The sequence below is a fragment of the Sulfurospirillum sp. E15m genome, from assembly GCF_059415145.1.
In genome coordinates this window covers 57,182-78,393 of record NZ_JCAHZS010000009.1, presented here as the reverse complement: position 1 = coordinate 78,393, position 21,212 = coordinate 57,182, and the positions used below count along the sequence as shown (strand labels likewise).

Below are 21,212 nucleotides of genomic sequence, written 5' to 3'. Positions count from 1 at the left end.
TCATAGGAACGGCTTGTTATAATCAAAACTATTTAAATTAAACATTAAAGGCTTTACAATGAAGGGACTTAAAACGTATGACTACACAAAAGAGCAATTAGCTGCTTTTCAATATGCCATCGTCAAAACAGAAAAAGGTGACATAATCATTAAGCTCAACCCTGAAGAGACTCCTATTGCTGTTGCAAATTTCGCAACGTTAGCCAATGACAAATTTTATGATGGTCTTATTTTTCACCGTGTTATCAAAAACTTTATGGCACAAGGTGGTTGCCCAGATGGAAGAGGAACCGGTGGTCCTGGTTGGTCTATTGCATGTGAATGTAAAGGTCAAAAAAGCAAACACAAACGTGGTTCACTCTCTATGGCACATGCAGGACCAAATACCGGCGGTAGCCAGTTCTTTATCTGTTTTGTTGATTGTCCTCACTTAGATGGAATGCATACCGTTTTTGGCGCAATTGCAAAAGACGATAAAGAGAGCTTTAAAGTGCTTGATAGCATTAATCAAAATGATAAAATCCTTACCATTGAAATTAAAGATAAACTCTAATACCTCATTACATGTAAAGTATTTTTACTTTACATGTAATCTTCTTTTCCCTTCTCTTTTTGCATAAATCAATCTTTGCTTTGTTATAATCTCTCTTTATTTTTTATCAAAGGAACGTTATGATTAGTCGTATTAACTCCCTTTTTCCGTTATGGGCACTTCTTTTTTCAATAACTGCGTATATGATGCCTCAATTTTTCACGCCGTATAAAGCACAAATTGCTCCTTTACTCATTGCCATTATGTTTTTTATGGGTGTCACATTGCGTTTAGAAGATTTCGCACGCGTGCTTAAACAACCAAGAATTATTGCTATCACGGTTGCATTACAATTTTTTATTATGCCTTTTGCGGCATTTCTACTCTCAAAACTGTTTGGATTTTCCACAGAATTACTGGTCGGTATGATACTTGTCGGCGCTGTTTCAGGAGGAACCGCATCCAATGTTATTACCTATTTAGCCAAAGGGGATGTCGCACTTTCCATTACCATGACAATGACCTCTACGCTTCTGTCCGTTTTTGCGACACCTTTTTTAACGTGGATTTATGTCGGGCAGAGTGTTCCTGTTCCAGCACAAAGTATGTTAATAGGAATTTTACAAATGGTAGTTGCGCCCGTTATCTCAGGTGTCATTGTCAATTACTTTTTACATGTCATCATCAAACGCTATGAACCGTATCTTGCAACGTTCTCGATGGTTGCTATTGTATTTATTATCGCCATTGTTGTCTCACTCAATCAAAAGAACATCGCAACCGTTGGGCTCATGACGATTTTGGGGATTATGCTTCATAACGCATCGGGGCTTGCCAGCGGTTATTTTATTACCAAATGGTTAGGGTACGATAAGAAAATTTGTAAAACTGTTGCGATTGAAGTCGGTATGCAAAATTCAGGCCTTGCCGTAGCGCTGGCTATGAAATACTTCACGCCGCTTAGTGCATTACCAGGCGCTATTTTTAGCGTATGGCATAACATCTCTGGCTCTATTCTTGCAGGCTACTGGTCTAAACAAAAATAACCTCTTAGTTCATCCAGAAGCAGCGTTTTCTGACTGGATGAACTCTCAAATATTAGCAGACAACTTACCAACTACTTTTCCTAAAATTTGAACATCATCTGCATTGATGAGCTCAGGTGAATAGGCTTCATTATCGGAGACGAGTGCGACCATGCCATTGGCTTGTAACTGCAAACGTTTAATAAACAACCCAGCAGGCGTTGAGACAATATAAATACCCGCTTTCATCGCATTGGTGTACTCTTTATTGATAAAAACAACATCGCCACTGTAAAGCGTTGGTTCCATAGAATCACCTAAAACATTGATGGCTTGAATGTGCTTTATCATTCCGATGCCTCCAAGTTTAGCGACAATCTCTTCATCGAGTGTCATCATTTCACTCGACTCATCATCGTTTAAAGCCCCACCACCAGCTGAGGCGTAAATATCTTTAAAATAGTGAATGCGTGCAAATTTGTCGGTTTCAACTTGCAAACTCTCCACAATTTGGTCAAATAAAAGCCAATTGATAGATATTTTGCGTTTCGCACAAAATTCTAAAATTTCTTTATAAGGAATTTTATCTCTGTTTTTCATAGTAGCAAGGGTGAGCTGATTAATGCCAAGGGCTTCGGCAACATCTTTATCAAACACTTTTCTATTACCAACTTCTTCGGAAAGAACATCTTTGATTTTATGCAAAACGGCTAATATATCTGGCATTTTTACCCTCCAATATTTCATTTTGAAATATAATTATAGCACATTTTTATTTTTTATTACAATAATGAAAATTTTATAACAGAGGTGCCCTATGAAAAGTATAATCTGTACCCTAAGTCACTCACGTAAAGCATACAATGAATTTATGAATCGTTTTGAACAGAAGATGTTGGTCATCAGCAACAAAATATTTTAAGAAGAGCCTTAGCTCTTCTTTGTGGTTGCCTTTTGAAAGTAGAGCCAAATAATTCCTAAGATACTAAGCAGTATCACTGGAGCCATATAAGGATTATCTGAAAAATACGAGGCAATTTTCATCAAAATTTCACCGGCTTGAAAACTTGCTAGTCCAAGTCCAACAGCCCAGATAATTGCTGAAATAGTGTTAATCGTATGGAATTTCAGTAGAGGATATTTTGTAAGTCCAATTGTAATGGGAACCAACGTTTTTAATCCATAAATAAACTTTTGGATAAAAATAATTTTATCACCATAGCGTTTCATCAAAATATGACTCAATGCCAATTTTCGACGATGTGCTTTGATGTAAGGCATCAACGCTTTTTTATTATAACGTCCCATAGAGAATAAAAAGGCACTGCCAATAACATTGGCTACTGCGGCAATAGCAATAGACGCACTTAAATCCATTTTCCCCGCATAACTCAAAACCCCCGCAGCAATAATCGCAAGCATTCCTCCTCCGAAAGAATACGCAAACAATAAAATATAACCATAGGTCGAAAGAGAACTTAAAATATCTTGCACATGAATCCTTAGTTGCTAATTTGCTGAATTGTTTTCATAAACTCTTCAATGGCATACGAAGAGAGTAACCCATCTGATTCTACAATCTGTTCAGGGGTAATATTATTACCGTAAAGTTCTATATTTTGGTCATGGTCATGTGTCATGACAGAGCCATCAACAGAAAAACCAACAAACAACCCTTCGGTTTTCGTATACGTATAAATTTCCGATTTAAAATCGAGCTCACTGCCTTTACCGACACTCTCCCCTGCAGGACCTGCAGCAACAGAAGCATCCACCCCTAAGGTAATCTTATTACCCATCAGCTTCTTAACGCTGTCTTTGCTTCTAAAGACCATTAAGATGTCTTTGGATTCATAACCAAGTTGTAACCCAAGTCCCGCGCCACCTAATTTAACAAAAAATGGATAGCTCCATGAACCATCATTGCGGCGTACGACCATCACACCATTACCCGTTTTACCGCCTAAAAGCATACTAATTTCAATGGTTTTAGGAAATATAGCTATGGCTTGTGCCGTACTAAAAACTTTTCGCGGAATGGCTTGAGAATCCCGTAACATGCTTTTGAGTGCATTGGAAGAATTGAGTAACTTCTCTTCAGCTGAACCATACAGCAACGTACTGACACACAATGCCATCAAAAGACTGATCCATACTTTTTTCATTTGTCTTTACTCCTTTGATTTTCTACAACATAGTTAAAAAAGGCACCCTCTTGTTGCATAAGCGCTTCATGAGTTCCTGATTCTACAATTTTACCTTTATCTAACACATAAATATAGTCCGCTTTTTTTATCGTACTCAGTCTATGCGCTATGATGATCGTCGTTTTGCCTTCTAAATACGCTTCAAGCGCATTGAATAATTTTGCTTCCGTATGGACATCCAATGCCGAGGTAGATTCATCCAAAATAACAATATTTGGATTTTGAAGAACCATTCTAGCAATTGAAAGACGTTGCCTTTGACCGCCGGAGAGTTTAATCCCATGCTTACCAATTTGTGTTTGTAAACCATCGGGTAGCTCTTCAATAAACTGGTCTAATTGCGCAATTTGTAGTGCTTTATGAATGAGCGCATGGTCACTTTTTTCATCCAGCATTAAATTTTGCGCTATGGTGGCATTAAAAAGCTGTGGATTTTGCAACACTAAAAAAAGGTGATCTCGCACAATATCAAGCCCTATCTCTTTAACGGAAATTCCATCAAAGCAAATATCGCCCTCTTCAAGTGGGTAAAGCCCGACCAAAAGATGCGCCAAGGTTGTTTTACCGCTTCCACTTGCGCCAATTATAGCGATTTTTGAGCCTTTAGGAATATGTAAATTAATGTCTTCCAACACTGTTTTATGCCCATCATAGCTAAAACTCACCTCTTTCACGTCCAAGGCATTTGTGAGCGTTTTTTCAAAAGGATTTTTTACATGTAATCCTATATCTTCTTGCTTAAGCTGTAAAATTTCGTTGATGCGATCCAATGCTTTTTGCGCATTGTGATACGAATATTGAATATTCAAAATATCTTGAATAGGCGGCATCATGACCCAAAGATAACCAAAAATCGCCAACATCGAGCCAATGCTTAAATCTGAATACGCTACAACAAAAATACTTGCAGCGCGAAAAAGCTCAAAACCTGAGAGAAAAATCAAAAAAGAGAGACGATTGGCGCCATCGCTTTTATAGCTAAATAAAATTGAACTGGTTTTAATCGCTTGTGAATGCTCATGGACTTTATCAAAAAACAGTTTTTCTTTGTTGGTAGAACGAATTTGCACAAACATTTCCAATGTTTCGGCTAACGTATCTTGGAAAAGCTCAAATGCTTTGTTTTGCTCTTTTTTAAGTTTCGCTACCTTTTTAGCTAATTTGGTTGTAAACAAAATCACGACAGGATTTAAAATTAAGATGAAAAGTGCTAATTGCCAATGAATCATTAATAAAACAGCACCCACGCCCAAAATAGTTAAAATAGAAATAATCAACCGACTCACAAAAACACCTAAAAAATTATCAATGGTTTCAATATCAACAACCAATAACGATGCCGCTTTACCTGAGCCAAAAAGCTCAAATTGATTCATTGCTACTTTACTCAAATGAGCAAGAACGTCTTCACGAACTTTGAACGCAACATTTTTGGAGACGATGGTAAAGAGTTTTGTTTGCATATAATTGAGCAAGAAAAAAAGTACGCGAAGGACAATAACAGTGATGAGAACTATCGCAATATAGACATACGGTGGCTGATGCGAATGAAATAACGCATCAACAAAATGGGTCACAAATCCCGCTTTTCCTAACAAGACCTCATCAACCAATCGAGGCATTAAAAGTGGAACAGGCGTACTCACAGCCACCGCTAAAAAAGCAACGATATTTGCGATAATCAGCTCTTTTTTATAGCTCTTTACAATGTGAAACAGTGATGTGAATGTATAGAGTGTTTGCATAAAATTTCCAGGTATAAAGTGCAGAATGTAAAGAGCCGAAGCTCTTTACATGTAAAAAGAATTAACGCGCAAAATCAACCGCACGTAACTCGCGAATGACATTGACTTTAATCTCGCCAGGGTATTGAACTTTATCTTCAATCTCTTTGGCAATTTCTTTAGCAAGTAAAACAGCTTCATCGTCATTAATCAATTTTGCATTGGCAATGACACGAATCTCACGACCCGCATTGATGGCGTATACTTGTTTAATACCTTGTTTGTTTTTAGCAATATCTTCAATATCTTGAACACGTTTTAAGAAGCTCTCTAAAACTTCTCTACGCGCACCAGGACGTGCAGCTGAGAGAGTATCTGCGGCGCATACGGCAGCTGATTCAACGGATGTCGGTTCTTCATGTCCATGGTGAGCAAAAATGGCATTAATGACAACATCATGCTCTTTATAACGACGACAGATTTCAGCACCCAAATCAACGTGACTGCCTGCTGTCTCATGGGTTAAAGCTTTACCGATATCATGTAAGATACCTGCGCGGCGTGCAAGAAGGACATCGCCACCCGTTTCAGCGGCAATAATACCCGCAAGGTGTGCAACTTCAAGAGAGTGTCCCAAAGCATTTTGACCATAACTTGCTCTAAATTTAAGACGACCAATGAGTTTCACAAGCTCAGGGTGAACTTTTGTAAGACCTAGGTCAATGACAATATTCTCGCCCTCTTCCATGAGACTTTGATCAAATTCATCTTTGACTTTTTCATAAATACCTTCAATACGTGCAGGTTGAATTCTTCCATCTTGAACCAAGAGTTCAATGACTTTAGTTGCAATGGCACGGCGATAGAGGTTAAAACTACTTAAGATAATGGCATTTGGTGTGTCGTCAATAATAATATCAACACCTAAAAGCATCTCAAGCGTTTTGATATTTCGACCCTCTTTACCAATGATACGGCCTTTAAGTTCATCATCTTTAATATTCACAACATTAATCAAACGCTCAGCTGCAAATTCACCGGCAAAGCGGGTTGTCGCTTGCGCTAAAATGTAATTAACGCGTCGTTTGATATCTTGTTTGGCTTCTTCTTCAAGGCGTCTTACTGTATGGGCGATTTCGGCGCGTGATTGTTCTTCTACTTTGGTAAGAACTATCTCTTTCGCTTCATTTTGTGTCAGTCCTGCGGAGCGTTCTAAGACAATTAATGCTTCACTGACTTTGACACTGTATTCATCTTTTAATTGTTTGCCTTCTTCAAATAAAGTCGTTGCGTTCTCTTGTAATACTTGGAGTTCTTCACGTTCTTTGGTTATTTTTTTGAGTTCATCTTTGTACGAACGCTCTTTTTTCTCAAGCTCTAATACCTTTTCGGTATGCTCTTTTTTAAGGCTAATCGTACGATCTTCGTATTTGCGTTTGGCTTCTAGCTCTGCTTCTTTAACTTTTAGATTGCTATTACTAAGGATTAATTCTGCTTCATGCTCTATGGCTTTGGCTTTGGCTCTTGCTTGAGCAACATGTATCTCATAATTGGCAGCTTCCATCTTTTTGGCGATGAAAAATCCTGCAACGCCGCTTACTAGCGCGGCTCCACCGACTGCTAATGACTCTAAGACCATTTTTCCCTCTTTTTATAATAGTTTTATATGGGGTTAAATAAATATCTGCTGCAATATCATGTTCTTCTGCTAATAGAGTGTGTGTCATACAAAGCTCCCTTTGAACAAATAATATTGGAGGTTTAGGTGTCAGAGACTCAAAAAAACGATCGTACATCCCTTTCCCAAAACCAACGCGTTTGAGTGCCCCATCAACCCCAATGACAGGCACGATAGCAAAATCAATGTTTGGTTTAACAGCAAAAGAGTTCTTTGGCTCCTTGATGTTAAATGTTTTCGTGTATAAAGGCAATCTCCATTCTACCATCTTGAAACTAATACCTTCCATAAACGGAACATACACTTTACATTTTCTTCGTCTGCATGTTGCGATTACGTTCGTGACATTGGCTTCAATAGGGAGTGGATTGTACAAAAGAATGGTACGGGCTCTTACAGATTGTAACAGTGATAAAAGCTCTTTCTGAATGATTTTATCACGTTTATAAGTGTTACGTAATGTACTGAGTTTAGCTCTTGCAACGGAGCGAAAGTGTGATTTGTTTTCAAACTTAATTTTTTCCATTGTTGTCACTTTAAGGCTTGTTTGACTACAATCATATCCTTTATAATCTAAAAAAAGGATCACAATGAAATTTTGGATTGCTCTGTTTACCTCTTGCGCCCTACTTTTTTTAAGCGGTTGTTCTTCTGAAAAAAAGAAAGCTGATAACAACATTACAACCAATGAAGAAGTTAAAATAGAGAAGATTGTTTTGCATGATATTACAGGAAAAGAGATAGTCGTTACAACAAAAGACAAAGGATATAGTTTTTCAGGCTATGAAAACAAAGTCGTCTTAGTCAATTTTTTCACTACATGGTGTCCTCCTTGTAAAGCAGAGATTCCCCATTTAATTAGCCTTCAAGAGAAGTATAAAGAGAATTTTGTCATTATTAGTGTTTTACTTGAAGAGAATAAATCCAATGAAGAGATCAGTAATTTTATGAAATTCAATAATATTAATTACATCATTACCAACGGTATCGACAATTTTAAATTTGCACAGAGTGTTGGCGGAGTCAAGAATATTCCATTAATGTTTTTATACGATAAAAATGGACAATACTCAACACATTATGTCGGTGCAATACCCGAAGAGATGATTGATGCCGATATCAAAAAAGTGCTTTAATGTTTAGCTTTATTAAAAAAGGTCTTGATAAAACACTCGGTGCTATTAAAGAGATTCTTCCTGAAAAAGTTGAGAAAATCGACAAGGCTCTTTTGGAAGAAATTTTAATAGAATCTGATATTCCCTATGAATTAGTTGAAGAAATCATTTATTATCTCCCCCCAGCACAAAATGTCGTACGAGCCGATGTTAAACGTGTATTAAAAGCCTACTTTACGTACAAAACACCTGAAGTCACAACAGCACAAAAGCCATTTGTTGAGCTCATTATCGGTGTGAATGGCGCGGGAAAAACAACTACCATTGCCAAACTGGCACACAATTACCAACAAGAGGGACAAAGCGTTCTTTTAGGTGCTGCCGATACCTTCAGGGCTGCGGCTATTGAACAGCTCAAAAGCTGGGCGGAACGTCTTGATGTAGGGATTGTGTACACACAACAAGGGCATGATCCTTCTGCTGTAGCTTATGATACCATTAGCTCTGCAATTGCTAAAAAAATAGACCATGTCATTATTGATACCGCAGGCAGACTTCACAATCAAGTCAATCTTGCAAACGAGCTTAAAAAAATCGTGCGCATTTGCGATAAAGCCCTTCTTGGCGCACCCCACCGCAAAATTTTAATTTTGGATGGAACGCAAGGAACGTCTGCCATTAATCAAGCCAAAGCCTTTCATGAAATGATTCATATTGATGCTATTATTATTACCAAACTTGATGGTACAGCAAAAGGCGGCTCACTTTTTGGTATCGCAAAAGCACTCGAACTGCCTATCGCTTATGTTGGTGTCGGTGAAGGGAAAGATGATTTAATTCCATTTAATCCCGATGATTATATTGATACGATTTTAGATTCAATTTTCACTTCGACCAATGGCTAAAAAACAGATTCTTTTTGAGTGCCAAGCCTGTGGGCATCAAAGCGCAAAATGGCTTGGAAAATGTCCTAATTGTGGGGCATGGGATGAATTCATTGAGCTTTCGCAAAAACAAATTGAAGTGCTCAAAGAGGTCTCTTCAAAACCAAATTCTCCTCAAAGTAGCGCGGCTATTCCAATCACAGAGGTTTTATTTGAACACATTGACCGGTTTAGTTCAGGAGATTCCGAGCTAGATTTGGTTCTTGGTGGAGGCATTGTTGCTGGAAGTTTAACACTCATCGGGGGAAGTCCTGGTGTTGGCAAATCAACCCTCCTTCTAAAAATTGCTGGAAATCTCGCCAAAGAAGGGAAAAAAGTTCTTTACGTCAGTGGTGAAGAATCCTCTAGCCAAATTAAATTACGTGCCAATCGTGTTGATAGCAACTATCCCAATCTTTTTTTACTCTCAGAAATCAGACTGGATACCATTTTTTCTGAATTAGAAAAACAGTCCTTTGAGGTTTTAATTATCGACTCCATCCAAACCATTTACAGTGAAAAAATCGCCTCAGCTCCGGGTAGCGTTTCACAAGTGAGAGAGATTACATTTGAGCTCATGCGTTTTGGGAAAGAGCGTAATATTGCTATTTTTATCATCGGGCATATCACCAAAGATGGTTCTATCGCAGGACCAAGAGTGCTAGAACATATGGTCGATACGGTACTCTATTTTGAAGGTGATTCTTCACGAGAACTCAGACTTCTAAGAGGCTTTAAAAATCGCTTTGGAACCACTAGCGAAGTCGGTATTTTTGAGATGACCAAAATTGGTCTGGTTAGTGCCAAAGATATTTCTAAAAAGTTTTTTACCAGAGGTCGTGCACAAGCAGGCTCTGCTATTACGGTTTTAATGGAAGGAAGTCGTCCTATCGTTTTAGAGGTGCAAGCTTTAGTGAGCGATAGCGGTTACCCCAATCCAAAACGCAGTGCCACAGGATATGAACTCAATCGCCTTACGATGCTTTTAGCGCTTTTGGAGCGAAAACTCGACCTTCCGTTTAATCAATACGATGTCTATATCAATATTGCAGGTGGCATTAAAATCACAGAAACATCCGCTGATTTAGCCATTATTGCCGCTATCATTAGCTCTTATCGTAATCGCCCCATTAGTAAAGATACTGTTTTTATCGGTGAAGTAACATTAATCGGTGATGTACGCGATATTTTCAACCTTGATTTGCGTTTAAAAGAGGCCAAGTCACAACACTTTGAAAAGGCCGTCGTGCCATCGCTTCCGCTTGAAAGTTTAGATGGTGTGAAGTGCTATAACATTGATGAAGTTTCAAAATTAATCGAGTGGATGTAAAATTTTTCAAATTTTAGTCGATATGACTAAGAGTTTAAGATTTACATGTAAAAGAAGGAAGCAAAATGGCTGGTAAAAAACCCGAAGATGGTGACGTCACAGTTGAAAAAAAATCAAAAGGTAACACCGTCCTTATTATCATCATTGTATTATTAGTAGTACTGCTCGTAGGTGGTGGCGCAGCTGCGTTTTTTCTCTTAGGCGGTAGCCATGATGAAGCGACGGTTGCAAATGCGGATACAAGTCATCAAGACGTTAAAACAGAAAAGAAAAAAACAAAAAGATCAACGGACCATCTTGTTATCGGACCAATGTATCCTATGGCGCAATTCGTTGTGAATTTACTCAGCGAAAGTGGTAACCGCTTTTTAAAAGTTTCGATTGATTTAGAACTCAGTGATGCAAAATTACAACCAGAGATGGATCATAAAAAATCGCTTATTCGCGACATTATTATCCGTACATTCTCATCCAAAACGTTTGAAGAAATCAGTACCTTAAAAGGTAAAGATAAACTCAAAGAAGAGGTCCTTGATAAAATCAATGAAAATCTCTCCGATGGTCAAGTTAAAAATATCTACTTTACAGATTTTGTGGTTCAATGATAGGGATTGATATCGTTTCTATTGAACGTATTCGTAAGCTTCAAGAGCGTTTTGGCGATAAAGCGCTCTTAAAGTTTCTCACGCCAGAAGAACTCTCTTTCGTTAAAAATGACGCAACTGCGGCTGGTTTTTATGCGGCAAAAGAAGCCATTTCAAAAGCATTAGGAACAGGTATTAGCGCCACATGCGGTTTTTTTGATATTAAACTCTATAAAGACGCAAAAAATGCGCCTCATTTCACACTTTCTAAACACCTTATAGAAACCTATGCGATTACAGATGTTTCGCTTTCAATCACACACGACAATGGGTTTGCCGTTGCGGTTGCTGTGATAGAAGGGAAAAAAGAATCTCTTCTTTTGTGGCATTAACCACCACCGACAAATTGTAAAAACTCAACACGGTCATTCTCGCATAACTGATACGTTTCCCACTGCTCTTTTTTAATCACGCTCATATTCACAGCCGCCGCCATCACTTTACTTTCAATGCCAAGTTCATTTAAGAGGTCTTGAATGGTTGATGCGTGACTCTCTTTTGCCTCGCCATTAATGATTAGATGCATTCTCTTCTCCTTTACGAAAACATGCCATACAAAATCGTTCTCCCATAAAGGAAGGGTCAATCAATGTTTTCACACGATTGACTTCTTGTTCATAAACTTTAGGAGAGACCTTTTGTGCAAAAAGTTCTAATAATTCAATTAAACCAAAATCGACCAATGCCTTCATTTGAGAGCTAAACTGCTCAATACGAATCCCCTCTTTTTTGAAGGCATGAAAAAGATGGTTAAAACAGACATCATACGTAATATCTGACTGAGCAAAGAAAGTGTCAAAGGACTCTTTCTCTTGTAAAGACTCTTCGACAAGATGGGTTAATGCAAAAAAAGGATGGACGGTGTGCTTTGCATACACACGCAACGAAAAATCTTCCCTTGGCTCTTTTTGACCATAATCAAATGTCACGAATTCAAACCGTTTTGCACATTGTGCCATAGAAGCAGCAAACGGTTCATACCCTAAACACAGCTCACCCTTAGTGATGCCATATTCATGCGCATATGTTCTTGTGATATCATCCATCGTATCAAAATAGGCTGTACCATTCTCAATAAAAAGCATCTGATCCTCTTTGATTACCTCACAAGCAAAGGCATCAAAAATTTCATTGGCGACAAAAAAGGCTTCATGGCACGAAAACGCTTCTAAATCTTTTATATGTAAAAGAGTAATAGCATCGCCAAAGGCTTCATCAAAATATGCTTTTTGCATGGTTTGGTTTTTTGAAAACGGCTCGACGATGACAAAGGTTAAGGTTTGGAGAAGTTCAGGTTTGAGTGTATAGATGAATTGAATCATATCGGCTAATAAATAGCCCTTGTGCGCACCAATTTCAACGACAAAGGCCGATGGACTTAAAAATCCACTCTCTATCGTTGAAATTAATCTTTTAGCGATAGAACCGCCAAAAAACATACTGGTACTCACAGCCGTATAAAAATCACCCTCTTTACCAATGATTCGCTCTTTGGTGTAATAGCCCTCTTTGCCATAGAGCCATTCATGCATATACGCGCTAAATTTCAAACAGGCCTCAACTAAGTGCTTTGCACGCAGTTTCTAAACGTTTGAAGCCTTCATCAATCTCTTCTTTTGAAATCGTAAGAGGCGGTAAGAAACGAAGCGTATTTTGTCCCGCTTTTAGAACCAACAGTCCATTTTCAAACGCTTTTTTAATGATGCTGGCGAGGATATCCGCACTTTTGCAGCGTATTCCACGCATCATGCCAAGACCTTCTACACTTTCGAATAAGGAAGGATATGCCGCGCACACTCTTTTAAGATTTTCTTCAAAATAGATAAGTGTTTTATCAAGCATGCCACTTTGTTTGTACTCATCTAAAATGGCTAACGCCTCAAGTCCAGCACGGGTTGAGAGGAAATTACCACCAAAAGTACTTCCGTGGTCTCCCGCTTCAAAGATGTCTTTATGTTTGGTTACAACCGCACCTATTGGCACACCACCCGCAAGCCCTTTTGCAAGAGTGATGATGTCAGGCTCAATATCATACAACGAGGTTGCCAAAAATTCACCGCTTCTAAAAACACCGCTTTGAACTTCATCAATAATCAATAAAATCTCTTTCTCTTTCAAGAACTTCGCAAGGTGTTGAATTTCCGCTTTTGGAAACGCTTTAACCCCGCCTTCACCTTGTACAAGTTCAATCATAACGGCAATGGTTTCATCATCAATCGCATTGTACAAATCTGCAATGGCTTTAGTATAAGCAAACCCTTCAGGATATGGAGCAAACGCGCTTTTATGAAAGCTCTCTTGTCCTGTTGCTTTCACCGTAGTAATCGTTCTTCCATGAAATGAATGTTCAAGCGTTAAGACTTTGTATTTTTTATTGGCAAATTTTTTCTCGCCGTATTTTCGTGCAAGTTTAATCGCGCCCTCATTGGCTTCGGCTCCTGAGTTTCCAAAGAAAACGCTCACGTCAAACCCTGTGAGTTCATTGATTTTTTTAGCCAGTCTTGCTTGCGGTTCTATCATATATAGATTGGAGGTATGAATGAGATTGCGTGCTTGGTCGCTAATGGCATCGGCTAAGCGTTGATTACCATGTCCGACACTCACAACGCCAATACCACTTGTAAAATCGATATAATCTCTACCCTTATCATCAAAAAGTGTTGCGTTAATTCCGTGTTTAAAATTGACATAATTTCGTGTGTACGTGTGAAGAACGTACTCTTTATCCATTGTTTCTAAATCCATAATTCACTCCTCTAAAAAAATCGCATTATAGCACAAAAGTGCTACCCAATTTTGGGCAACTGCCACTGTTTATAATAAGCCACCAAACGAAGCGTCACACCAAAAGCAAAAACGGCCATAAATGAAAGATAGCCACTGATACTCAATTGTTCAAAAACATACAAAATCGCTCCAACCAACAGAGAAACCGTTCCATAAAATTCACTGGTTAAAAGTAACGGAACACGGTTGAGCAAAATGTCTCTGACGACACCACCTCCAACGGCTGTCACTAATGCCAATAAAATGACGCCAAAAAAATTAAAATCCGCTTGCAATCCAACCAATGCACCTGAAATTGAGAAAGAGACCAATCCCAATGTATCGCTGATAATAAAATAAAACTTCTTCTCGATTTCATCTTTAAGATGTAACTTCAACACGATACTTAATGCAATAACACCAATCACCAAAATAGAAGGCAAAAGGTGCGTAAACGTATACGGCGCACGACTGGCTAAGGTATCACGAACGAGTCCTCCACCTAATGCCGTCAAAAAAGAAGCAATAAAAATACCCAATAAATCCAATCTATCTTTGATAGCCACGTAAAAACCACTCAAAGCAAATGCAATCGTTCCGATAATTTCGGCAACCTCAAGCTCAACCATGGTGCGCCTTTTGTGCATCTAAATAACGCTCTAAAATAACTTTAGCCGCCATGGAGTCAATTTTTCCATCACGCCTTTGGCGGGTAACACCTTGCATCATCTCTTTCGCCTCATTGCTTGAGCCGTATTCGTCTTGATAAATGACCTCATTACTAAATGACAGCAAACTCACAAAATGTTTAATTCTCCGTTCCATCTCTTCACTGCTACTTCCGCCTTTTGGAAGCCCCACAATCAAACATTCAATACCCCACTCTTTTAGAAAAGCATCCACATCTCGCGCCGCTTGGTCGCGATTTTTACGTAAAATTGCTTCATGTGGAGTGACAATATTTGCGCCAAGACATAAGGCTAATCCTATACGTTTTAACCCCACATCGATACATGCCATTTTTTTCACTATGATTACTCGTTGTTGAAATAAGGTATCTATTGTAACCTAGATTGATTTAAAGCGCTCTTTGCAGTTTTACATGTAAAAGGTTTACGGACATCGAAGGTAGGTAAAAAGCGTGTCGTGCCAGAGCTCTTTTTCATTGTAATTTGGCACCAAGCTATTGTTCGATTTTTGAATCAGCGCATTTTCACCCGCTTGCACCATATAACGTGGATAATAATTAGGTTTTCCTAACGCAATAAGAAACGAGCAACTCTGTTTCATATTATCTAAACGCGTACGAAGTGCCTCGGCAAAAAGATTGCGTTTACGCGCATCAATATCGCCAAAATTACTTGTTTTGAGGTTATCTAAAGCTTGTCTTGCCGTTTTATCTAACACTCTGGCGCTATCGTAATTTCCATACGCTATTGCCACAAGATAAAGCTCAACAGCTTGAGGGTATTTTTCTTCTTCAACGCATAACGCGCTGGATTGGAAAAGGGTTTCTGGAGTATACGTGTTTTGAATCTCTGATGTTTCCATACAGTGTTTTGTAGCCTCTTTCGCTTGAATTTCTAAAAAAGGGTTACTGCCACTTATGGCCAAAGAGGGTAAGAGTAAAACCAACCAATAATATTTTTTCATCTATTTTTCCTCTTTACATGTAAAACTACGCGTGCCAATTTTTGCACACATCAACCCAACCTAAAGCCTTAGAATGAAAAGCTAACGCTTCTAATGTTAAGGCAATAGCACTGTTGGCACTGCCTGCTGCTGGATAAACTGTATCGAACCGTTTAAGTGAAACATCTAAGTAGATGGCAACACCCTCATTCACGGCAAAAGGGCAAACGCCACCCACACCATGTCCTATCAAGGTTTCAACATCTTCGTATTTTAGCATCTTCGCTTTTTCTTGAAAATGCTCCTTATATTTTTGGTTGTCAATTTTAGCATCACCCGCCGTAACAATTAACACAGCGTTCTCTCCCCTGTAAAAGGAGAGCGTTTTTGCGATGCGTGCAGGTTCACAGCCCAGTGCAAGTGCGGCTAATTCAACCGTGGCACTAGACTTTGTAAACTCAATCACAGCATCTTCCATATGATGCTCTTTAAAATAGGCTTTTACTGTTTCTATCGCCATGCACTATCCTTTTACATGTAAAAATTACAAAACCGATGTCAGCATCTTGATGCTAAGGCTCATTAAGAGTAATGCAAAAATCTTTTTTAGTTTCGCAACGGGTAAATTATGCGCCATTTTTGCACCAAGAGGTGCTGTAAAAAAACTCACTGCAGAAATCAAAATCACACCAGGAAGATAGACAAAACCTAGCACCATATCTGAAGAAGCGTGCGAGTGAATCATGCCATTGACCATATACCCCACCGTACCTGCGATAGAAAGAGGGAAACCAATTGCAGCCGATGTAGCTATCGCTTTTTTCAAATCAACATTTTGCCAGACCAAAAAAGGAACGGTCAGTGAGCCGCCACCGATAGAGACAAGCGCTGAGACAATACCAATAAACGTGCCACCACCAAAAAGCGCTTTGTTGCTGACAAGTTCACGGCTTGGTTTTGGCTTCTTATCGATTGCCATCTGAATAGACACATAAGCCATAAATACGGCAAAGAAAATAGCAAGTTGAGATGATTTCATGCTAGATGCTAAAAAGGTAGCACCAAAGGTACCTATAATGACACCGCTTGCCATCATTTTAACCACATTCCATTGTACCGCACCTCGTTTATGGTGTGCTCGCATACTTGCATAAGAGGTCATAACAATCGACGCCATAGACGTACCCAGTGCCATATGAACCACTTGTTCAACAGGGACACCTTGTGCCAAGAAAATACTCGTTAAAACGGGAACCATAATGCCGCCACCGCCTATACCCAAAAGCCCTGCCATAAAGCCGACCACGGCTCCTAAAACCAAAAATGCAAGTATCCATTCAAAACCAATCATTTCTTATCCTTCATGCGCGTTTAATGCGCCCATTTTCAACGATTATTTGTCCTAAACATTCGTACTCAAACACTTCTTTGCTAAAACGTTCAACGGCATCGTGGTACAAAGGTTGCGTGTCACAGTACGCTAAAAATGCGTTCTCTTCGACATTAGATGTGGAGCCAAAACGTCCACAGAACGTTTCAATATCATCAATTGATTTTGCCAAGTTTTGCTTTAATAACCAATGTGTGCCTTCACTTTCACCTAAACGTTGGGGTAACACATAGATTTGCTTTTGCATCTTAAGGGCGTATTCAATGCTTCGCATGCTACCACTTTTCAAATCGGCTTGTGTGACAATAAGCTCGTCTCCCAGGGCAACAACCAGCTCATTACGCAGCGGGAAATTCCATTTTGTTGAGGGCTTACCTGCCTCAAATTGACTGATGACCAATCCGTGTAATTCGATTTCCGCAATCAGTTTTTGATTGATAGCAGGATAGCGTATGTCAAGCCCCGTACCTGCGACCATAATGGTATTGTTGCTTTGTGCCCCCAAGTGCGCTATCGCATCAACACCTTGTGCGCCACCGCTGACAATACATAAACCGTTTTGAGAAAGTTTGCGAGCTAACATCTGTGTATAGGCTTTGGTGTAAGCACTTGGACGGCGTGTACCGACAATTGCGATTTTAGGGCGTTTCAAAAGAGAGATGTTTCCTAAAAAATACAAAGCAGAAGGATAGACTTTCATGCTCTCTAATTCAGGAATATGAAAGTCTATGGTTTGAAACATCACAAATCTTTAAGATAAACGAGATCAACACCTTCTAAGAGATCTTTAGAATCTCGCAAGACTTCCAACGTATTTTTATGAGGATGCCCAATAGCAATCGCATAACCATTTTTCTTGGCCTTTACCACAGCTTGGCGCAATTGTTCACGAATTAAAGGCTTATCCAGTGAGTTATCTAAAAAGACATCTCGTGAATATAAGAACATGTCATATTTTTTGCAAATAACAGGAGCTTTACTGCTTCCAATTGTCCGACTGTCCACAAAAATCAACCCATTTTCTTTCATCACTTTGATTAAACGATCCATAGCATTATAATCAGCCGTGTAGGAGCCACCGGTATGGTTGTTATAGTATTTAATTTGAGGGAACCACTCTTTAATACGCTTGATGCGTCGTTCAATAACATCAATGCCATCGGTTGTATTGAGGGTATCTTCCTCTGGGCGAGAGTAGTATTTTGATTCTAACGGCAAGTGAATCATTGCAAATTCAAACTCATGAGAAAGACGAACGGTTTCTGGATGCCCTTTGGTTGGCGGGAAAAAAGAGGGGGTTACCTTATACGGAATCTCTTTAATCAAACGTGTCTGCCAAGGAAAAGAAACATCATCTAAGATAATCGCTAGCCTTGGCGTTGTCCCAGCAGGATACTTTTTACGAATCACTTCTGTGGGTTTAGAGACTATTTTTTCATCTTTTAAACTACGTTGGTACTCTTGAACTTCAGAGCGGTCATGATTTTTATCATCTTCTTTAACCGAAGTAGCCACTTTAGGCACGCTACTTTCCATTGCAGGAGTTGCAGTGGAGGCAACACTTTGATTGTTTTCAGGAAAAACGGCAGGCTCTTTGGTGGTGAGATTGCTTTCTTGCGTGGTTGTTGTGGTTTTTGGCGTCGTTGTTGTATTGCTTTCATTGGATTCTGCTGTTGGCACAGGAGGAAGCGTTGCCAAACGTGTTTTTTCATCATCCAACATCTGCTTCATTTTGCGCATTAACTCATCTGTTGATGCATTTTGTTGCTGCTGAATAGCTTTGTAATGCTGATACGAGGTTGTCATGTAGAGATAACCGCCAAAGGCGATCATCACCAACGTTAATACGAACATAATCATCAAGCTGTATTTTTTCAAAGTGCTTGAACGAATCTCTTGATGCGAAGGCGTTACTTTTTTTGTCTGTTTTTCTTTATTTTTTTTTACCATAAATTACATTACTTTCCAAGAATTACTTCAACTTCTAAGAATTCCAGATTTTGATTATTGTGAGAAGTAATTTTAACATCTTCTACTTTGGTGTATTTTTTGATGACATCAATTAAGTCATTGCGAAGGTCATCTAAATACGGTAACTTACAACTAGCCCTTTCATGTGCTAGCATAATTTTAAGGCGGTCTTTTGCGACATGCGCTGTATTTTTATTGCGCCCAAAAAGTGAATCAAAAAAACTCATTTGAAAATTCCTTTGATAGTTGCAAGAAGTCCTTTCTTCGCTCTAATATCAAGAAACTCAACCTCTTCTCCTAAAATGCGACGTGCAATGCGACGATAGGCTTCAGCCGCAAGCGATTTATCTTTTGTCACAATAGGTGTTCCTGTGTTGGTCGAAGTGATAATGTCTTCATCATCAGGAACAATACCAATGAGTGGCAAGGCTAAAATGCTCAACACATCTTCAACACTGAGCATATTGCCAGCATCGACCATTTCAGGTTTAATGCGGTTAATAATAACATGCTTTTCAACTTCTTGTCCATTGGTTGCTTTTTCACTTTTAGCATCGATGATTCCAATAACACGATCTGCATCGCGTACAGAACTTACGTCCGGTGTCGAAACGATGAGTGCTCGATCTGCAAGAAAAATAGAGTGTTCAAATCCACTCTCAATTCCAGCGGGTGAGTCGATTAAGATAATGTCAAAGTTCTCTTTGAGGCTTTCTATCAAAGCTTTGACTTTTTCTTTACTTAAAATGTCTTTATCTTTTGTCTGACTTGCAGGTAAGAAATAAAGGGTTTTGGATTTTTTATCATTAATCAGTGCTTGAGCAAGGTTACAACGACCTTCCATGACATCGACAACATCATACACAATGCGGTTTTCAAGACCTAAAATCATATCTAGATTTCTAAGACCTATATCAAAGTCAATTGCTACAACTTTTTTACCTAAATTTGCAAGTCCAACGGCTAGGTTTGCGGTTGTTGTTGATTTACCAACACCACCTTTACCAGACGTTACGGTAATCACAATACCCATGTAACCTCTTTATGTGTTCAAAATCTTATTTGTAATGCACTATTCGTGAGCACAATAAGACCTAAAGCGTTATTATGCTCATAGTTAGATTAAAAAACTTTGCTAGCATTAATACTAGCAAAGTAACCTAATTTAGTTTTTATCTTTGTTAATGATTTTTTTAGAAGTAATCCAAGGCATCATTGCTCTTAGTTTTTCACCTGTTTTATTAAGCAGACTTCTCTCTGTTTTTGCACGTTCAGCATTCATACGGGTGTATCCTGCTTTTCGCTCTAAAATAAAATCTTTTGCAAAACGACCATCTTGGATTTCAGCTAAAATCTCTTTCATGGCTGCTTTTGACTCAGCATTGATCACACGTTTTCCACTCACATAATCACCATACTCTGCTGTATTAGAGATAGAATAACGCATATCAGCGATACCGCCTTGGTACATCAAATCAACGATGAGTTTAAGTTCATGTAAACACTCAAAATATGCCATCTCAGGTTCGTAACCCGCTTCTACTAATGTCTGAAAACCAGCTTCAACAAGAGAGGTGACACCACCACAAAGAACGGCTTGCTCACCAAATAAGTCAGTCTCAGTCTCGTCTTTGAAGGTTGTCTCAATAATACCTGTTCGTCCACCACCGATAGCAGATGCGTAGCTCAGTGCCAATGCTTTTGCTGAACCTGTTGCGTCTTGATCTACGGCAATAAGATCAGGAATACCACCGCCATTAACAAACTCACTTCTTACCGTATGACCAGGTGCTTTTGGAGCAATCATGATACAATCAATACCTTTTGGAGTGATAATTTGACCATAATGGATATTGAAACCATGACCAAATGCAATCGCTTTGCCCGCACTTAAATTGGGTTTAATTTCTGCGGCAAACACATCGCTTTGTAACTCATCTGGCAATAAAATCATAATAACATCTGCGTATTTCGTTGCATCGCCAACGCTCATTACACGAAAGCCTTTAGCTTCTGCTTTTGCCCATGAACTGCCATCTTTTCTAAGACCAACAACGACTTCAACACCACTATCACGAAGATTTTCTGCATGTGCATGTCCTTGAGAACCAAAACCAATCATCGCAACTTTTTTTGAACGAATGATGCTTAAATCACAATCTTTGTCATAATAGACGGTTATTGCCATATCTGAATCCTTATAATGTAATATAAATTTCACGCATTTTACAGAATAGTTACTTAAAAACTTTACATGTAAAAAGGCAAAAGGAAA

26 protein-coding genes are annotated in these 21,212 nt (G+C 38.9%); 7 read left to right on the top strand and 19 right to left on the bottom strand.

Going from position 1 to position 21,212, the window contains the following annotated elements:
- Nucleotides 1-58 precede the first annotated feature (58 nt).
- Both AC5SLP_RS12020 and AC5SLP_RS12015 read left to right on the top strand, forming a co-directional pair.
- Entirely contained in the window at nucleotides 59-553 is a 495-nt protein-coding gene (locus AC5SLP_RS12020; RefSeq protein ID WP_495255400.1) for a peptidylprolyl isomerase, read from the top strand.
- A gap of 119 nt (nucleotides 554-672) precedes the next feature.
- A complete protein-coding gene (locus tag AC5SLP_RS12015; RefSeq protein ID WP_495255399.1) occupies nucleotides 673-1,578 on the top strand; it encodes a bile acid:sodium symporter family protein in 906 nt (301 codons plus the stop codon).
- 45 nt (nucleotides 1,579-1,623) lie between these two features.
- Here AC5SLP_RS12015 and AC5SLP_RS12010 read toward each other — a convergent pair whose 3' ends face one another.
- From AC5SLP_RS12010 to AC5SLP_RS11985, 6 genes are all read right to left on the bottom strand, one after another.
- Nucleotides 1,624-2,283: a LexA family transcriptional regulator gene (locus AC5SLP_RS12010; RefSeq protein WP_495255398.1), complete on the bottom strand. Its 660-nt coding sequence runs from the start codon at nucleotides 2,281-2,283 to the stop codon at nucleotides 1,624-1,626.
- A gap of 204 nt (nucleotides 2,284-2,487) precedes the next feature.
- On the bottom strand, nucleotides 2,488-3,051 hold the full coding sequence (locus AC5SLP_RS12005) for a DedA family protein (RefSeq protein ID WP_495255397.1): 564 nt from the start codon (nucleotides 3,049-3,051) through the stop codon (nucleotides 2,488-2,490).
- A gap of 8 nt (nucleotides 3,052-3,059) precedes the next feature.
- Entirely contained in the window at nucleotides 3,060-3,722 is a 663-nt protein-coding gene (locus AC5SLP_RS12000; RefSeq protein WP_495255396.1) for a lipid-binding SYLF domain-containing protein, read from the bottom strand.
- On the bottom strand, nucleotides 3,719-5,509 hold the full coding sequence (locus AC5SLP_RS11995; RefSeq protein WP_495255395.1) for an ABC transporter ATP-binding protein: 1,791 nt from the start codon (nucleotides 5,507-5,509) through the stop codon (nucleotides 3,719-3,721). The genes AC5SLP_RS12000 and AC5SLP_RS11995 overlap by 4 nt, the downstream gene beginning before the upstream one ends.
- A 61-nt stretch (nucleotides 5,510-5,570) precedes the next feature.
- Entirely contained in the window at nucleotides 5,571-7,127 is a 1,557-nt protein-coding gene (rny, locus tag AC5SLP_RS11990) for a ribonuclease Y (protein WP_495255394.1), read from the bottom strand.
- Nucleotides 7,033-7,692 (bottom strand): 5-formyltetrahydrofolate cyclo-ligase, encoded by a 660-nt coding sequence (locus AC5SLP_RS11985; RefSeq protein ID WP_495255393.1) that lies wholly within the window; start codon nucleotides 7,690-7,692, stop codon nucleotides 7,033-7,035. The genes rny and AC5SLP_RS11985 overlap by 95 nt, the downstream gene beginning before the upstream one ends.
- Before the next feature lie 64 nt (nucleotides 7,693-7,756).
- Between AC5SLP_RS11985 and AC5SLP_RS11980 the strand changes: the two genes are divergently transcribed.
- The 5 genes from AC5SLP_RS11980 to acpS all read left to right on the top strand — a co-directional run bounded on the left by AC5SLP_RS11980 (nucleotide 7,757) and on the right by acpS (nucleotide 11,510).
- Entirely contained in the window at nucleotides 7,757-8,302 is a 546-nt protein-coding gene (locus AC5SLP_RS11980; protein ID WP_495255392.1) for a TlpA family protein disulfide reductase, read from the top strand.
- Entirely contained in the window at nucleotides 8,302-9,186 is an 885-nt protein-coding gene (gene ftsY, locus AC5SLP_RS11975) for a signal recognition particle-docking protein FtsY (protein WP_495255391.1), read from the top strand. Before AC5SLP_RS11980 ends, ftsY begins: the two co-directional genes overlap by 1 nt.
- Nucleotides 9,179-10,534, top strand: a complete 1,356-nt coding sequence (radA, locus tag AC5SLP_RS11970; RefSeq protein WP_495255390.1) for a DNA repair protein RadA — start codon at nucleotides 9,179-9,181, stop codon at nucleotides 10,532-10,534. The genes ftsY and radA overlap by 8 nt, the downstream gene beginning before the upstream one ends.
- Before the next feature lie 65 nt (nucleotides 10,535-10,599).
- Nucleotides 10,600-11,139, top strand: coding sequence for a flagellar basal body-associated protein FliL (gene fliL / locus AC5SLP_RS11965; RefSeq protein WP_495255389.1), 540 nt, complete (start codon nucleotides 10,600-10,602; stop codon nucleotides 11,137-11,139).
- Nucleotides 11,136-11,510 carry a holo-ACP synthase gene (gene acpS, locus AC5SLP_RS11960; RefSeq protein ID WP_495255388.1) on the top strand — a complete coding sequence of 125 codons (375 nt, stop codon included), beginning with the start codon at nucleotides 11,136-11,138 and terminating at the stop codon, nucleotides 11,508-11,510. Before fliL ends, acpS begins: the two co-directional genes overlap by 4 nt.
- On the opposite strand, the gene thiS is transcribed toward acpS, so the two are convergent.
- The 13 genes from thiS to ilvC all read right to left on the bottom strand — a co-directional run bounded on the left by thiS (nucleotide 11,507) and on the right by ilvC (nucleotide 21,125).
- Nucleotides 11,507-11,704 (bottom strand): sulfur carrier protein ThiS, encoded by a 198-nt coding sequence (thiS, locus tag AC5SLP_RS11955; RefSeq protein ID WP_495255387.1) that lies wholly within the window; start codon nucleotides 11,702-11,704, stop codon nucleotides 11,507-11,509. The genes acpS and thiS overlap by 4 nt on opposite strands.
- The gene (locus tag AC5SLP_RS11950; RefSeq protein WP_495255386.1) at nucleotides 11,688-12,710 is read right to left on the bottom strand and encodes an SAM-dependent methyltransferase; all 1,023 of its coding nucleotides are present in this window, start codon (nucleotides 12,708-12,710) and stop codon (nucleotides 11,688-11,690) included. Before AC5SLP_RS11950 ends, thiS begins: the two co-directional genes overlap by 17 nt.
- A gap of 25 nt (nucleotides 12,711-12,735) precedes the next feature.
- On the bottom strand, nucleotides 12,736-13,923 hold the full coding sequence (locus tag AC5SLP_RS11945; protein WP_495255385.1) for an aspartate aminotransferase family protein: 1,188 nt from the start codon (nucleotides 13,921-13,923) through the stop codon (nucleotides 12,736-12,738).
- A 41-nt stretch (nucleotides 13,924-13,964) separates the two neighbouring features.
- Nucleotides 13,965-14,573 (bottom strand): trimeric intracellular cation channel family protein, encoded by a 609-nt coding sequence (locus AC5SLP_RS11940; protein WP_495255384.1) that lies wholly within the window; start codon nucleotides 14,571-14,573, stop codon nucleotides 13,965-13,967.
- Nucleotides 14,566-14,964 carry a Holliday junction resolvase RuvX gene (gene ruvX, locus AC5SLP_RS11935; protein WP_495255459.1) on the bottom strand — a complete coding sequence of 133 codons (399 nt, stop codon included), beginning with the start codon at nucleotides 14,962-14,964 and terminating at the stop codon, nucleotides 14,566-14,568. Before ruvX ends, AC5SLP_RS11940 begins: the two co-directional genes overlap by 8 nt.
- A 93-nt stretch (nucleotides 14,965-15,057) precedes the next feature.
- Nucleotides 15,058-15,597, bottom strand: a complete 540-nt coding sequence (locus tag AC5SLP_RS11930) for a hypothetical protein (protein WP_495255383.1) — start codon at nucleotides 15,595-15,597, stop codon at nucleotides 15,058-15,060.
- Nucleotides 15,598-15,622: 25 nt separating this feature from the next.
- On the bottom strand, nucleotides 15,623-16,096 hold the full coding sequence (locus AC5SLP_RS11925) for a YbaK/EbsC family protein (RefSeq protein WP_495255382.1): 474 nt from the start codon (nucleotides 16,094-16,096) through the stop codon (nucleotides 15,623-15,625).
- A 24-nt stretch (nucleotides 16,097-16,120) separates the two neighbouring features.
- Nucleotides 16,121-16,927, bottom strand: a complete 807-nt coding sequence (locus AC5SLP_RS11920; protein ID WP_495255381.1) for a sulfite exporter TauE/SafE family protein — start codon at nucleotides 16,925-16,927, stop codon at nucleotides 16,121-16,123.
- Nucleotides 16,928-16,937: 10 nt separating this feature from the next.
- Nucleotides 16,938-17,708, bottom strand: coding sequence for a DNA-processing protein DprA (locus AC5SLP_RS11915; RefSeq protein WP_495255380.1), 771 nt, complete (start codon nucleotides 17,706-17,708; stop codon nucleotides 16,938-16,940).
- On the bottom strand, nucleotides 17,708-18,916 hold the full coding sequence (locus AC5SLP_RS11910) for a divergent polysaccharide deacetylase family protein (RefSeq protein ID WP_495255379.1): 1,209 nt from the start codon (nucleotides 18,914-18,916) through the stop codon (nucleotides 17,708-17,710). Before AC5SLP_RS11910 ends, AC5SLP_RS11915 begins: the two co-directional genes overlap by 1 nt.
- Before the next feature lie 8 nt (nucleotides 18,917-18,924).
- On the bottom strand, nucleotides 18,925-19,164 hold the full coding sequence (minE, locus tag AC5SLP_RS11905; protein WP_495255378.1) for a cell division topological specificity factor MinE: 240 nt from the start codon (nucleotides 19,162-19,164) through the stop codon (nucleotides 18,925-18,927).
- Nucleotides 19,161-19,970, bottom strand: a complete 810-nt coding sequence (gene minD, locus AC5SLP_RS11900) for a septum site-determining protein MinD (protein WP_495255377.1) — start codon at nucleotides 19,968-19,970, stop codon at nucleotides 19,161-19,163. Before minD ends, minE begins: the two co-directional genes overlap by 4 nt.
- Nucleotides 19,971-20,102: 132 nt before the next feature.
- Nucleotides 20,103-21,125 carry a ketol-acid reductoisomerase gene (gene ilvC / locus AC5SLP_RS11895; RefSeq protein ID WP_495255376.1) on the bottom strand — a complete coding sequence of 341 codons (1,023 nt, stop codon included), beginning with the start codon at nucleotides 21,123-21,125 and terminating at the stop codon, nucleotides 20,103-20,105.
- Between the last annotated feature and the right edge of the window lie 87 nt (nucleotides 21,126-21,212).

Bases quoted from the DNA above. Each gene is read 5' to 3' on its own strand.
- AC5SLP_RS12020 (WP_495255400.1), top strand. From the start codon at position 59: ATGAAGGGACTTAAAACGTATGACTACACAAAAGAGCAATTAGCTGCT.
- AC5SLP_RS12015 (WP_495255399.1), top strand. From the start codon at position 673: ATGATTAGTCGTATTAACTCCCTTTTTCCGTTATGGGCACTTCTTTTT.
- AC5SLP_RS12010 (WP_495255398.1), bottom strand. From the start codon at position 2,283: ATGCCAGATATATTAGCCGTTTTGCATAAAATCAAAGATGTTCTTTCC.
- AC5SLP_RS12000 (WP_495255396.1), bottom strand. From the start codon at position 3,722: ATGAAAAAAGTATGGATCAGTCTTTTGATGGCATTGTGTGTCAGTACG.
- AC5SLP_RS11995 (WP_495255395.1), bottom strand. From the start codon at position 5,509: ATGCAAACACTCTATACATTCACATCACTGTTTCACATTGTAAAGAGC.
- rny (WP_495255394.1), bottom strand. From the start codon at position 7,127: ATGGTCTTAGAGTCATTAGCAGTCGGTGGAGCCGCGCTAGTAAGCGGC.
- AC5SLP_RS11985 (WP_495255393.1), bottom strand. From the start codon at position 7,692: ATGGAAAAAATTAAGTTTGAAAACAAATCACACTTTCGCTCCGTTGCA.
- AC5SLP_RS11980 (WP_495255392.1), top strand. From the start codon at position 7,757: ATGAAATTTTGGATTGCTCTGTTTACCTCTTGCGCCCTACTTTTTTTA.
- ftsY (WP_495255391.1), top strand. From the start codon at position 8,302: ATGTTTAGCTTTATTAAAAAAGGTCTTGATAAAACACTCGGTGCTATT.
- radA (WP_495255390.1), top strand. From the start codon at position 9,179: ATGGCTAAAAAACAGATTCTTTTTGAGTGCCAAGCCTGTGGGCATCAA.
- fliL (WP_495255389.1), top strand. From the start codon at position 10,600: ATGGCTGGTAAAAAACCCGAAGATGGTGACGTCACAGTTGAAAAAAAA.
- acpS (WP_495255388.1), top strand. From the start codon at position 11,136: ATGATAGGGATTGATATCGTTTCTATTGAACGTATTCGTAAGCTTCAA.
- thiS (WP_495255387.1), bottom strand. From the start codon at position 11,704: ATGCATCTAATCATTAATGGCGAGGCAAAAGAGAGTCACGCATCAACC.
- AC5SLP_RS11950 (WP_495255386.1), bottom strand. From the start codon at position 12,710: ATGCATGAATGGCTCTATGGCAAAGAGGGCTATTACACCAAAGAGCGA.
- AC5SLP_RS11945 (WP_495255385.1), bottom strand. From the start codon at position 13,923: ATGGATTTAGAAACAATGGATAAAGAGTACGTTCTTCACACGTACACA.
- AC5SLP_RS11940 (WP_495255384.1), bottom strand. From the start codon at position 14,573: ATGGTTGAGCTTGAGGTTGCCGAAATTATCGGAACGATTGCATTTGCT.
- ruvX (WP_495255459.1), bottom strand. From the start codon at position 14,964: ATGGCATGTATCGATGTGGGGTTAAAACGTATAGGATTAGCCTTATGT.
- AC5SLP_RS11930 (WP_495255383.1), bottom strand. From the start codon at position 15,597: ATGAAAAAATATTATTGGTTGGTTTTACTCTTACCCTCTTTGGCCATA.
- AC5SLP_RS11925 (WP_495255382.1), bottom strand. From the start codon at position 16,096: ATGGCGATAGAAACAGTAAAAGCCTATTTTAAAGAGCATCATATGGAA.
- AC5SLP_RS11920 (WP_495255381.1), bottom strand. From the start codon at position 16,927: ATGATTGGTTTTGAATGGATACTTGCATTTTTGGTTTTAGGAGCCGTG.
- AC5SLP_RS11915 (WP_495255380.1), bottom strand. From the start codon at position 17,708: ATGTTTCAAACCATAGACTTTCATATTCCTGAATTAGAGAGCATGAAA.
- AC5SLP_RS11910 (WP_495255379.1), bottom strand. From the start codon at position 18,916: ATGGTAAAAAAAAATAAAGAAAAACAGACAAAAAAAGTAACGCCTTCG.
- minE (WP_495255378.1), bottom strand. From the start codon at position 19,164: ATGAGTTTTTTTGATTCACTTTTTGGGCGCAATAAAAATACAGCGCAT.
- minD (WP_495255377.1), bottom strand. From the start codon at position 19,970: ATGGGTATTGTGATTACCGTAACGTCTGGTAAAGGTGGTGTTGGTAAA.
- ilvC (WP_495255376.1), bottom strand. From the start codon at position 21,125: ATGGCAATAACCGTCTATTATGACAAAGATTGTGATTTAAGCATCATT.